The organism is Flavobacterium sp. DG1-102-2 (assembly GCF_033042555.1).
Lineage (GTDB): Bacteria > Bacteroidota > Bacteroidia > Flavobacteriales > Flavobacteriaceae > Flavobacterium.
Window position 1 is genome coordinate 73,421 of record NZ_JAWLIK010000006.1, and the last position, 13,141, is coordinate 86,561.

General features: G+C 39.7%; 13 protein-coding genes. 9 read left to right on the forward strand and 4 right to left on the reverse strand.

Translation table 11 applies throughout. The features are described 5' to 3' along the window. From R1T16_RS10375 to R1T16_RS10410, 8 genes are all read left to right on the forward strand, one after another. Entirely contained in the window at positions 1-516 is a 516-nt protein-coding gene (locus tag R1T16_RS10375; RefSeq protein ID WP_317501033.1) for a YcxB family protein, read from the forward strand. A 2-nt stretch (positions 517-518) separates the two neighbouring features. Next, entirely contained in the window at positions 519-1,799 is a 1,281-nt protein-coding gene (locus tag R1T16_RS10380; protein ID WP_317501034.1) for a sigma-54 dependent transcriptional regulator, read from the forward strand. Positions 1,800-1,816: 17 nt separating this feature from the next. Then, on the forward strand, positions 1,817-2,323 hold the full coding sequence (locus R1T16_RS10385; RefSeq protein WP_317501035.1) for an LptE family protein: 507 nt from the start codon (positions 1,817-1,819) through the stop codon (positions 2,321-2,323). Between the two features lie 89 nt (positions 2,324-2,412). Continuing rightward, a complete protein-coding gene (locus R1T16_RS10390) occupies positions 2,413-3,447 on the forward strand; it encodes a tetratricopeptide repeat protein (RefSeq protein WP_317501036.1) in 1,035 nt (344 codons plus the stop codon). Then, positions 3,440-3,820, forward strand: a complete 381-nt coding sequence (gene secG / locus R1T16_RS10395; RefSeq protein ID WP_317501037.1) for a preprotein translocase subunit SecG — start codon at positions 3,440-3,442, stop codon at positions 3,818-3,820. Before R1T16_RS10390 ends, secG begins: the two co-directional genes overlap by 8 nt. Positions 3,821-3,973: 153 nt before the next feature. After that, the gene (gene groES, locus R1T16_RS10400; protein ID WP_057670056.1) at positions 3,974-4,249 is read left to right on the forward strand and encodes a co-chaperone GroES; all 276 of its coding nucleotides are present in this window, start codon (positions 3,974-3,976) and stop codon (positions 4,247-4,249) included. Between the two features lie 41 nt (positions 4,250-4,290). After that, positions 4,291-5,922 carry a chaperonin GroEL gene (groL, locus tag R1T16_RS10405; RefSeq protein WP_317501038.1) on the forward strand — a complete coding sequence of 544 codons (1,632 nt, stop codon included), beginning with the start codon at positions 4,291-4,293 and terminating at the stop codon, positions 5,920-5,922. Positions 5,923-6,080: 158 nt separating this feature from the next. Further along, positions 6,081-8,429, forward strand: a complete 2,349-nt coding sequence (locus R1T16_RS10410) for a hypothetical protein (protein ID WP_317501039.1) — start codon at positions 6,081-6,083, stop codon at positions 8,427-8,429. 432 nt (positions 8,430-8,861) lie between these two features. On the opposite strand, the gene R1T16_RS10415 is transcribed toward R1T16_RS10410, so the two are convergent. The 4 genes from R1T16_RS10415 to R1T16_RS10430 all read right to left on the reverse strand — a co-directional run bounded on the left by R1T16_RS10415 (position 8,862) and on the right by R1T16_RS10430 (position 12,506). Further along, the gene (locus R1T16_RS10415; RefSeq protein ID WP_317501040.1) at positions 8,862-9,251 is read right to left on the reverse strand and encodes a hypothetical protein; all 390 of its coding nucleotides are present in this window, start codon (positions 9,249-9,251) and stop codon (positions 8,862-8,864) included. 114 nt (positions 9,252-9,365) lie between these two features. Further along, the gene (locus R1T16_RS10420) at positions 9,366-9,719 is read right to left on the reverse strand and encodes a metal transporter (protein WP_317501041.1); all 354 of its coding nucleotides are present in this window, start codon (positions 9,717-9,719) and stop codon (positions 9,366-9,368) included. A gap of 58 nt (positions 9,720-9,777) precedes the next feature. After that, positions 9,778-12,015: a TonB-dependent receptor gene (locus R1T16_RS10425; RefSeq protein WP_317501042.1), complete on the reverse strand. Its 2,238-nt coding sequence runs from the start codon at positions 12,013-12,015 to the stop codon at positions 9,778-9,780. A 65-nt stretch (positions 12,016-12,080) separates the two neighbouring features. Continuing rightward, on the reverse strand, positions 12,081-12,506 hold the full coding sequence (locus R1T16_RS10430) for an HYC_CC_PP family protein (RefSeq protein WP_317501043.1): 426 nt from the start codon (positions 12,504-12,506) through the stop codon (positions 12,081-12,083). A gap of 144 nt (positions 12,507-12,650) precedes the next feature. Here R1T16_RS10430 and R1T16_RS10435 point away from each other — a divergent pair, with 144 nt between their 5' ends. After that, positions 12,651-13,106, forward strand: coding sequence for a GAF domain-containing protein (locus R1T16_RS10435; RefSeq protein ID WP_317501044.1), 456 nt, complete (start codon positions 12,651-12,653; stop codon positions 13,104-13,106). Positions 13,107-13,141 lie beyond the last annotated feature (35 nt).

Here is a 13,141-nt window from a genome sequence, read left to right on the forward strand (position 1 = left end):
ATGACTAAGGAAGTAATCATAAAACAAAGCCTTACAGAGAAAACACTTACTAAAGTAAGTATGTATATTTTATATTCCGGCAGGACAAAATATTATCTTTTATTAGTACTCTTCATTTTTACCTTTAATGCGACATCCGCTTACTGGACTGGAATAGAACCAGCAGAGAATGAACTGGGTTTTATCCCATTGATAACAATGATAATTGTAGTTGTATCACTTTTTTTCAATTTAGCGAATCGCTCAAAAAAAAGCTTCAAAAAAAATCCAAGATATTATACTAATTTAGTTTTTACTATAAACGAGACTGAATTCAAAACAGAAGGAGAAAACTTTCTTAATGCCTGTAAGTGGGAAGATCTTGTTAAAATAAAAAGCACAAAAAAATGGCATCTTATCTATTTCAATAAAATGCAGGCTTCAATTATTGACAGATCCCAACTTGACACCCTGCAGGAAGGCGAGTTGAAGGAAATTTTTAATTCGATAAAAAGCAAAATTAAAGTAGTTAATTAACTATGGAAAGCGTACAAGCCATAAAACAACGGTTCGAGATTATAGGGAATGACCCTAAGCTTAACCGTGCTGTAGAAAAAGCCATTCAGGTTGCCCCTACCGATATTTCGGTGCTTGTTACCGGAGAAAGCGGTGTGGGTAAAGAAAATATCCCTAAGATTATACATGCCCTGTCGCACAGAAAGCATGGTAAATATATTGCTGTAAACTGTGGTGCTATTCCTGAAGGAACAATAGACAGTGAGCTTTTCGGACACGAAAAAGGTGCTTTTACAGGTGCAACTGCCACCCGTGAAGGCTATTTTGAAGTAGCCGACGGCGGTACTATCTTTCTTGACGAAGTAGGCGAACTGCCTCTTACCACGCAGGTTAGGCTGTTACGGGTACTTGAGAACGGCGAATTTATAAAGGTAGGGTCGTCTCAGGTGCAAAAGACTAACGTGCGTATTGTAGCCGCTACAAACGTAAATATGTTTGACGCCATTGAAAAAGGCAAATTCAGGGAAGACCTGTATTACAGATTAAGTACCGTAGAAATTTCACTTCCGCCATTGCGCGACAGAAAAGACGACATTCACTTACTCTTCAGGAAATTTTCATCAGATTTTGCACATAAATATAAAATGCCTCCTATTAAGCTGGATGATGACGCTGTTGTGCTGCTGCAAAAATTCCGCTGGGGAGGAAATATACGCCAGCTACGCAATGTTGCTGAGCAGATAAGCGTTCTTGAAGCCAACAGGAATATTACATTGGCATCACTCCGCTCCTATCTTCCTGAAGAAGGCAGTAACCTTCCGGCTGTTATTAAGGACAAAAAGCCTGAAAGTGATTTTACCAATGAAAGGGAGATATTATATAAGGTGTTATTTGACATGAAAAGCGACCTTAACGACCTGAAGAAACTTACCATGGAACTGATGCAGAATGGTAATACTTCTAAAGTCCAGGAATCTAACAAAGGCCTGATACAAAAAATTTACGGCCAGAACGGCTCTTCTATCGAAGATTTTGAAGACCTGCCTCGTACAGAGGTATTCACGCCGCAAAAAGCTACCCGTCCTGAACCTCCGGTTATCGAGGAAGAGGAAGATGATGACGATGGCCATTATCTTTTTGCAGAAACCGTTGAAGAAGAAGAGACTCTTCGCCTTGACGAAATAGAGATCGAGCTTATTAAAAAAGCCCTGGAACGCAACAAAGGAAAACGTAAGGCAGCTGCCGACGAACTTGGCATATCTGAACGAACATTATACCGAAAAATTAAACAATACGATTTATAGCTTTAAGTTAACTATATATGAGACATTTAAAATTCATTATAGGCTTTTGCCTCCTACTAACTTTAAGCGGATGCAATGTAAGCTACAATTTTACAGGATCTGGAAAAATTGACGCCAAAACGTTTCAGGTAATCTATTTTCAGAATAAAGCCGACGTGGTTGAACCAGGAATAGAACGCCAGTTTACTCAGAGGCTTCAAAACCTGATACAAAACCAAACTAACCTGAGCATTACCAATTCTGGTGGTGACTTAGTATACGATGGCGAGATAACACAATATCGCATATCGCCAATGACCGCCACTGCCGACCAGAGAGCAGCACAAAACAGGCTTAGCATTACTATCAATGTAAGGTTTACGAATAAGAACAAAGAAGAAGACGATTTTGAGAAACCTTTCAGCTTTTATTATGATTTTGCAGGAACTTCTTCTCCTACCGGATCTGTGCTTACGACTGCCCTGGATGACATTTTTGAGAGGATAACCCAGGACATATTTAACGAATCGCTGGCTAAATGGTAGTGTTTTGCTGATGGTTGTTAGTTGATGGCTGCCCTATTGCAGCCATCAACTAACAACCAAAAACTGACAACCATAAACCGACAACTAATTTGAACACAAAAGACTTTACATACCTGCTCAATAAGCCTTACTCTTTAAATGAGAAGCAGACGGCCGAACTGGAAAACATCCTTTCGGAATTTCCGTTCCTGCAGAGCGCGCGCGCTGTTTATTTAAAGGGGCTGTATAATCAGGATAGTTTCAGATATAATACCGAACTTAAAAAGACGGCTGCCTATACTACAGACCGTGCTTTGCTTTTTGATTTTATTACATCTGAACAATTCCAGACCATAGAAAAAGAGGTGTTTGCCCAGCAGGAAATCGCGTTACAGTCTATCGATGTAAACGACAGTGAAGTTATCGCAGAAAGCCAAGCGGAAGAAATTAAAGAAATACCGGTTGAAGAACCTGTAAACAAACTGGAAGAATCATTAAAGCGTTCTATACAAGTTGTGGAAGATACGGAAGCCATAAGAACTGCTACAGAAAATGCGTTATCTGAAAGACTTGCAGAATCTATAAAAAACTCAATAAAAGCAACACAGGATACTGAACAGGCCGGGACAGAACCAATTGTTGTTGAAAAACCGCAGCCTGAACCTGACACCCCGGCGATTGAAGCTACCGAAGAAAAATTGAGCATAGGCAAGCCTCTGGAGTTTAACAGCAGCGAAACACACTCATTTGCAGAATGGCTCCAGCTTTCTAAACTTACACCTATAAACAGGGATGAAGAAAAGAAAAAAGAGCCTGAAATAACAGAAAATGAAGTAGAAAAAGAGGATATTCTCAGCAAAAAAATGGAAATTATCGACCGTTTTATTGAGGCCAACCCAAAGATAGCGCCTGTAAGAAATAACACGCCAAGCCCCGCAAACATTGAGAAAAGCACACAGGATAACTCAATGCTAATGACCGAAACGCTTGCCCGTGTTTACCTTGAACAGAAAAAATACAGCAAAGCCATACAGGCATATGAAATTTTAATTTTGAAATATCCGGAAAAAAGTGTTTTCTTTGCAGACCGTATTTCAGATATAAAGATTATTCAACAAAATAACAATTTAAAGAACGATGCTTAACTTTTCAATTTTTCTGGTACTTATAACAATAGTAAGCTTTTTGCTTGTAGTGGTAATTATGGTTCAAAACCCTAAAGGCGGAGGTCTTTCTTCATCTATTGGAGGTTCGCAGATGATGGGCGGCGTTCAAAAAACAACTGATTTCTTAGACAAGAGTACATGGACACTTGCTACAATATTAGTTGCCCTTATATTATTATCAAGCCTTAGTTTCTCTGCAATGGGAGACAGCAACTCTTTTATTGACGAGTCTGCTGTACCTGCAGCTCCGGCTCCGGCAGCACAAACACCGGCTGCTCCTGTAAATGGAACAGCACAGCCTGTAGCAGCTCCGGCAACAACACCGGCTCCTGCGGCACAACCACAACAGTAATTATTTCGTACATGACGATAGCATAGATGCCGGCATTTTTAAGCCGGCATTTTTTTTACACTGAAACTTTGTCAGACATCGTATGAATGGCACAATTTCTGAAAAACTGAAACCGGACAATTTTTAATAACAATAATAAAATATAACACTAATATGGCTTTAAACATTAAACCACTTTCAGACCGTGTACTTATAGAGCCGGTAGCAGCAGAAACCCAAACTGCATCAGGCATCTTTATTCCTGACACTGCTAAAGAGAAACCTCAAAAAGGTATTGTAGTAGCTGTAGGCAATGGCACTAAGGACCATGACATGACAGTAAAGGTAGGTGACACTGTACTTTATGGCAAATATGCAGGTACTGAACTGAAATTTGAAGGCAAGGATTACCTTATCATGAAAGAGGAAGAGATTTTTGCAATCATCTAATTGAGGTTAATTATTTAAACAACATATAACGAAAATTCACAATGGCAAAAGAAATAAAATTTGATATAGAAGCACGCGACGGCCTGAAACGCGGTGTAGATGCGTTAGCAAACGCTGTAAAAGTAACCTTAGGTCCTAAAGGACGTAACGTAATTATAAGTAAAGCATTTGGCGGACCAACAGTAACTAAAGATGGTGTATCTGTAGCTAAAGAAATTGAACTTTCTGACACTCTTGAAAACATGGGTGCCCAGATGGTTAAAGAAGTTGCTTCTAAAACAAATGACCTTGCAGGTGACGGTACTACAACTGCTACTGTACTTGCTCAGGCTATCGTAAAAGAAGGCCTTAAAAACGTTGCTGCTGGCGCAAACCCAATGGACCTTAAGCGCGGTATAGATAAAGCTGTTGAAGCTATTGTTGCCGATCTTGCAAAACAATCAAAAGAAGTAGGAAGCGCTACTGAGAAAATCAAACAGGTTGCTTCTATCTCTGCTAACAATGACGAAACTATCGGTGAGCTTATAGCGACTGCCTTTGGTAAAGTAGGTAAAGAAGGTGTTATTACTGTTGAAGAAGCTAAAGGAACAGATACGTATGTTGATGTTGTAGAAGGTATGCAGTTTGACAGGGGTTACTTATCAGCTTACTTTGTAACTAACTCTGAGAAAATGGAGGCTGAATTAGACAGGCCATACATTTTGCTATACGACAAAAAAGTATCTTCAATGAAAGACCTTCTTCCTGTACTTGAGCCAGTTGCCCAGTCTGGAAGGCCATTACTTATCATTGCAGAAGATGTAGACGGAGAAGCGCTTGCTACGCTTGTAGTTAATAAACTAAGAGGTGCGCTTAAAATTGCTGCCGTTAAAGCCCCAGGTTTTGGCGACAGAAGAAAAGCGCTTCTTGAAGATATCGCAATCCTTACAGGCGGTACCGTAATTGCAGAAGAAAGAGGCTACACTCTTGAAAACGCTACACTTGATATGCTTGGAACTTGTGAAAAAGTAACTATCGATAAAGATAACACTACACTCGTTAACGGAGCAGGTGATCAGGATAACATTAAAAACCGTGTTAACCAGATCAAAGCGCAGATGGAAACTACAACATCTGATTATGACAGGGAAAAACTTCAGGAAAGGCTTGCAAAACTTGCAGGTGGTGTAGCTGTACTTTATGTAGGCGCTGCATCTGAAGTTGAGATGAAAGAGAAAAAAGACCGTGTAGATGACGCACTTCACGCTACAAGAGCAGCTGTTGAAGAAGGTATCGTTGCAGGTGGTGGTGTTGCTCTGCTTAGAGCGAAAGCTGTACTATCTTCAATCAATGCTGAAAATGCTGATGAAGCTACAGGTATACAGATCGTTTCACGCGCTGTTGAAGCTCCGCTAAGAACTATTGTTGAGAACGCAGGCCTTGAAGGATCTGTAGTTGTTGCTAAAGTTGCTGAAGGTACAGGAGATTTTGGTTATAATGCGAAAACTGACGAATATGTTGACATGCTTGCAGCAGGTATCATTGATCCTAAAAAAGTAACGCGTGTAGCACTTGAAAATGCCGCATCTGTTGCCGGAATGATCCTTACTACAGAATGCGCCCTTATAGATATTAAAGAAGACAACGCCGGAGGCGGAATGCCAATGGGCGGTGGTATGCCGGGAATGATGTAATCATCACCATATCAAAAACTCTTAAAGGAGCACTTTGTCAAGTGCTCCTTTTTTATTTGTTACAGAATCTATCCTGTTTAAAAAATACATATACAGAAAACCGTAACTTTATGGCATAAAATTTGAAAGAAAAATTTTACCAATCAATTATCTCACCCATGAAGAAAATTTTTCTTTGCCTTTTGACTGCCAGTGCGCTGTTACTATCCTTTATTACCTATGCCCAACAGGGGCGAAACGAAGAGATCCTTAAATCTGTAACCGACTACTTTTCGCTCGAAAGGGAAAATATCCATGTCCATTTTGACAAAAGCCTTTTCATGTCTAATGAAAACATCTGGTTTAAAGGTTATGTTTTTCACCGGAAAAAAAATGTGCCTTTTTTTACAACTGTAAATGTATATGCCTCCCTGATTGATTCTGACGGTAAGATCCTGGAAACAAAGTTACTATATGGAAACATAGGGAGTTTTTCCGGGAGTTTCAAATTAGGCAGCAAATTTAAATCCGGAAGATACTATATCCAGTTTTACACCAACTGGATGAACAACTTTACCGAAGATGAATCAGCCGTTTATGAAGTGGGGATAATAAATACTGAGACAGGTGCGGGCAATGTTTTGGCACACGCAGACCTTTCTAAAATAAACATAAAACTCGCTCCTGAGGGAGGAACCATGGTAAATGGAATTACTAACAATTTAAGTATACAAGTTTCTGACCTGAATCAGGAGCCTGTTAACGTAGAGTCGGCAGAATTACAAGACCAGTCAGGAAAATTGATACAGAAAATTCCAATAAACAAAATGGGTTACGGAAAGTTTTTAGTTCCACCCGGCATATCACAGGGCTGTAAAGTTGTCGTGGCCGTAAATGACCATAAACACGAAAAACCACTACCTAATCCGGAGTTTAAAGGCGTAGCATTAGAAGTTAACAGCTATGCATTTGCCGACAAAACGATTATAAAAGTACGGTCTAATAAAGCTACGCTGGATTCTTTTGGCGCCAGGCCAATTTATATGCTGATACACCAGGACAATAAGGCTACAGTTCTGGAACTTGACATAGACAGTAAAACAACAGAGCAAACTATTGTTATACCAAACTCTGATATTGCCGATGGTACAAATACAATACGAATACTGGACAGCGATCTTAATCAGCTGGCAGAACGAATGTTCTTTAAATACCCTAAAGAAAACTTAGCCGCAAATCTTAGCAGGACAGGACAGAAAGATGACAAAATACAGTTAAAGGGAAAAGTAAACTACCCTAACATGAACCTTAGTATCTCTGTGCTTCCGGAGAACACCATTAGCTTTGATGACACTAATGATATCTATGGTTCGTTAATGCTGCTACCCTATCTTGAAAACCAAAAGAAAATTTCAGGAAGGCACTATTTCTCTACTATTACTAAAGCTAAGATGTATGAGCTTGACCTACTGCTTACAGGGCAGAAAAGCAAGTATACCTGGAGAAACATTATAGGCAATGTGCCTAAAAACACTTATAGCTTTGATATGGGAATTGCTTTAAAAGGAGCTACTGGAATGCAGAATGCAAAGACTTCTAAAGTAAGGCTATTCTCTATCACAGGCATTGACGAGATAACAGATATTAATGAAAAAGGTGAGTTTTACTTTGACAATCTTGTAATTCCGGATTCCTCTTACGTGAGCTTAACCGTAATAAAAAGAGGTGCAGACCCAAAAGAACTGTCAGCAGTACCACAAACTTTAAATTCAAATAAAAAATTCAATAAACCTTATAAGCCTGCGCCAAAATTTTATGCTGCCAATACGACTGAAGACCCGGCCAAGGCAAATATTTACGGTGAAGCCGTTGAGCTTAATGAGGTAAAAATGGAAGCCAAAACAGCTTCCCTTAAGTATGCAAATACATCAGGGAATGGTGACCTTCATGGTTATAAAATAGGTGATAAGGATAATAATGCATCGTTTAGCCTGGTAAATTTCATACGCACATATGGAAACTTTTGGGTAGACACCAAAGACGGTTTAAAAATACAGTCCCGAACAATAAATTCTATCAATGGAGCTCAGGCGGGACCTATTATTTATATTGACGACGTGCAGCTTATTGGTGATTTAACCTGGCTGACGAACATATATTTAGATGAAGTAGACGAAATCTATATGAATTCGCAAAAAATAGTTCCTTCAGTAAGAAATTACATGGGTATGATAAAAATCTATCTTAGAAAAGGTGCAAGGCCAAATGGCAAAGGAAAAACGCCACAGATAATGGTGAAAAATGGTTTTGAAAAAATGATGCCATTTGAGAACGTGACCTATAATTCAGTTACCGATAAGGGTTTTGAAAACTTTGGTATCATAAACTGGGAGCCTACGATAATGACTAACGATAAAGGCGAATTTGACCTTACTCTGCCCAACATGTACGACAAACCTTTAAAGGTGCTGATAGAAGGCTTTAGCGCTGATGGCAAACTTATATCTGAAGTCAGGACAATACAATAATTATATACATTATAATAAATAGCAAAGCCCCGGTACAAATATGTCCCGGGGCTTTTACATAACCAAATCTAAATCTAATTGAAAAACACACGGCGCTGCGCGTCATCACAGCACCTAACCTCTTGTCGCGAGGCTCACGATAATGTTGTAAAAAAGGAATACCGGCTATGCAAACAGGCAGGATGCTTTTACCGGTATTCCGGGCAATTAACACAATTTTTATATTTATAAAAGGTATTATAATTATCTGCGGCGCATTTACTAAATGATTTCCACACCTGCTCTTGCAGTTTATCTAACCAGATCAACAGGCATAAAACAAAAGGCACAAAGTAAGCTAAATGCATGGCCACAGGCGGCTAATGCAGCAGCAGAAAGTCTTAGATTATCTCGTAACGAAATTAGGCGATACAGGAAATTATAATACCTGTACTAGGCAAGATGAAATTTCCAGTTACAGTACAGGTCATAAAGTGACTCCCTGTACATTTCAGGACGCAGGTTTTCATCGGCAAATTGATGCTTGCGCTGAAATTGAGTAAATGGTTTTGAGGTAAAATTAGCAAACAGGATAAAATCAGAATCGTCTGAATCGATATCCTTTTTTAACTGGTCAAAAAAGCCTGAATCAGAATCGTCTTCGTCTGCCGAGACAAGATCAAATTTAGAGGCAGATGCATGACGGCCAGTTTCGGTTTTTTGAGATTTAGCCGAAACGCTGCTGGTAATACCTTTTATAAAGCCTGCATTCAGAAATACAAATAGGAATAAGAAGGCTGTAAAACCCTTATTACCCTGTATCATGTTCCTGATTGACTTCATATTTCTTTTTTGGTTTACCAAAGTTATGTGATTTTTAGTTTACAAACTTCATTCCAAAGCATAAAATTTTTCAAAAAAAATCCCGAAAATTTCTTTTCGGGATACTATTACATTTTAGAGCCTTTCATACTGGCAGCAGCCGTGAAGCTTGTCATAAACATCATCTTCTGCCTTTACCTTATCGGTATCATGACCCGCTTTTGCTACTGCTTTGTGAACATCATCAATGCTGCATTTGTTCTCATCAAGAATAAGGTGCATATCATGGTGGTCCTGGTGCCATTGTGCCGACTTTACCCCCTTAACACTATACGCCGCTGTTTCTATCCTCTTTTTGCAGATACCGCAATTTCCATTTACAGAAATTTCATACTTGGCGTTCTTGTTCTTTTTCACTTCATTTTTATCCTGCGCCTGAACCGACATTCCTAAAAGGGTTACAAGCAGTACTAACATTAATTTTTTCATTTCGCTTATTTTTTAATTTAGTCTTCTCCCTCTCGCGTAGAGGGTTGGGGTGAGGTTATTATTTTATTTTAAATCGGATGCCTGCATAATACATCTGCCCAAAAACCGGGGCATATATAATAGAACTATCAAAATACTGGCCAAAGGGGTCGTTTGCGCCCAATATGGCTTTTTTCTGTTGGTAATTACCCAGGTTTTCGGCACCTGCATAGGCTTCAAACACACTTGAGAACGTTCTGGTAATCTGTGCATTCATTAACGAGAAAGATGGCGAATAATTGCCCATCTGTTCCACTGCCGGATTGCTCCCTGTATAAGGCAGACGTTGTTTGCCCATAAGATTATAGGTAAAGTCAAACTTCCACTGTCTTCCTCCTTCAACAATATGCGTTTCATAGGCCAGATTGGTAAAGAAACGATGCTTCGCCTGCAGCGGCCTTTCCTGCATACCCGTAGTGTACTGCGTTTTTATATCATAGTATTTATAAGCAGTACGAATATTGAAATGATGCGTAATCTCATAGTTTAGTTCAACCTGAAGGCTGTTTGCATACGATTTCCCGTCAAGGTTATAAAAAAGAGCCTGCTGCGGCGATGCAAACAGGTCTACAACCGCCTGGTTTTGAAAATCGGTCCTGTAGAAATCTACCACAAACTCGGTATTTTTACCAAATACTGTAAAATTCTGGATAAAGCTCACGCCATAGTTCCAGGCAATTTCAGGATTAAGCCCATACACCTTGCCCCCACCGTTAATAACGTTAAGCGCCCTTGAGCTGCCGAACAGCGACTGGTTCTCGGCAAAAATGTTAGCAGCCCTCTTACCTCTTCCGGCAGAAAGTCTGAACGTGCCTTTTTCCCACGGGTTGTAGCGCAGGTGCAGCCTTGGGGTTACAAAAGCACCCAGGCGGTTATGTACATCAAAACGACCACCCAGCACTATGCTAAAATCATTTGTATTATCATAGGTATATTCAAAAAACGCACCTACAGAATTATCTATCCTGCTATAATCCAATGCGTTTACATATTCGCCATAATTGTCATAGGTAACATTAATACCTGTAGCGAACTTGTTAAGCGTATTAGTTATAATAGAATTGAATATCAGGTTAGAATAAAAGCTTTTTTGATTGATCTCATAAGTACTGAATCCAAAATAAGAATCCTGCTTATGCCAGTTAAACGCAGTTTGCAAACCTATGCTCTGGTATGGCATATCCGGAAAAACATAGCCTAATTTTGTAGATATATCCAGCTTATCGGTATTGATCTCAGACCCCCAGTGATGGTTTGTGAATTTATCTGTGTCAGGATCAAAATCAATTTCACCTGTTTGCTTCTCATCACGCATATAACGGAAGTTGATAAAGCTAACCCAGCCTTTTTCGGCATCGGTATATTGCCAGCGGTTCATGACGTTTATCTGTTTCCCTAACGGATTGTCAAGAAAACCGTCATTGTTCATGTCGTTCTTGCTTACCCTTGTATTACCATGCAGGAACAGGCTGCTGCTCCACTTGTCAGACAACTTCTTATTGAAATGGGTATTCAGTTCAAAGCGGCTGTCGGTAGATCCGTAGGCATTTAAGAAGAAAGGGATATCGTTTACAGGTTTAAGCAGCTCGTAGTTAATCTGGCCAGAAATGCTTTCGTAACCGTTAACCACAGGGCCTGCGCCTTTCGTAATCTGGATGCTCTCTACCCATGTTCCCGGCACAAATGATAATCCAAAAGCCTGAGATGCTCCGCGCACAGCGGGGATATTCTCTTCGGTTATCATAAGGTACGGACTGGTAAGTCCCAGCATCTTTATCTGGCGGCTGCCTGTAAGGGCATCGGAAAAGCTGACATCTATAGAAGGGTTGGTTTCAAAGCTTTCAGCAATATTACAGCAGGCAGCCTTAAGCAGCTCTTTACTACCCATTGTAGAAACGTTTGCCGCTTTAACCTGGCTGCGCTCAAGGCTTTTTCGTTCTTTTTCCACCACTACCTCATTAAGCTCACTGCTTTTTGCAGGCTTCATCTTATGATTTATTACAGCAGACGGTGAAGTTACGGTAAGCGTATCTGACACATATCCGAGGTAGCTTATAACAAGCTTTGTGTTTTCGGCTGAGTATGGTATTGTGAAAGTACCATCCTGAAGCGTAGATGCAGCTATCGTGGTATTGAGCCAGTTTACACCGGCACCCGGGAGCGGCAGGTTCTGCTCATCGAGCACTTTACCGCTTATTGTTTCCTGCGCCTGCGCGAATGAAACGCACAGCAGCAGCAATAAAAATATTTTGCGCATAAAAAAAGTTATATCATTAATAATGAAATCATTCCGTTACGGAATAACTATTAAGAATGCATAACTCAGGCGTAGAAAATATACTGGCAATAGAGTTTGAAGAGAGGCGGCGCATGAGCTTCGCAGTAAAATGAAGGAGTTTCTTTTGCAGAAAAAACAGCATCGGCATACGCCGGAGATGGTTTCCATCCTTCAACAGTATAAAATGCACTAAGGTCAAGCTGAAGCGATTTAACGATTACATTATCGCCTTTGTCACTCTTAAGCTTAACAAAATGGTCTTTACAACATTTTTTACCGCTTTCTTTAGCAGCGCAGCATCCTTTAGTTTCTTTTTTTACTTTAACAGCGGCGCACGGGGCATCTTGTTTATAAGCTAATGAAACCGAAGATATCTCATTATGGCAATAATGCACATTAAGCGCAAACCCCATATTGGATGCCAATATAAGGAAGGTTAACAGTATGCTTATGTGCTTATTGAACTTCATAGTAAGGCAAATGTATACTTTTTATTGCAACCTGTAAACTATCAACAGAGTAAAAAAACAAAATGTGGGAATTTTATAACTTTAAGCCAATAAAAACATAAGTAAACCTGCTTTGTAGTAATTTTGCATAAAATTATTTGAGACATGACATTTGAAGAATTACAGCCAAAAGTTATAGATGTACTTAATCACGACTCTTTATTGAGAGAAGAAAAGTTATTACAGCTTTGCCACCTACTTAGCGACAATATAGATTATTATGACTGGGTAGGCTTTTATTTTCGCAATGGCGAAAAGGAAGAACTTGTGTTAGGCCCTTATGTAGGCGAACCTACAGACCATACCGTTATACCTTTTGGAAAAGGTATTTGCGGCCAGGTTGCCGTTTCTAACCAGAATTTTGTAGTGCCTGATGTTACCGCACAGGACAATTACATTGCGTGCAGCCTTACTGTAAAATCAGAAATCGTTGTTCCACTGTTTGTAAATGGCGAGAACATAGGTCAGATCGACATAGATTCTGAAGTGCTTGATGCCTTTACCGAAAGGGACGAGCGTTTCCTCGAATTTGTAAATGAGGAAGTGGCAAAATTGTTTTAAGAAGCCCCTTAGGCTCTTAAATCTAAGACACTAGA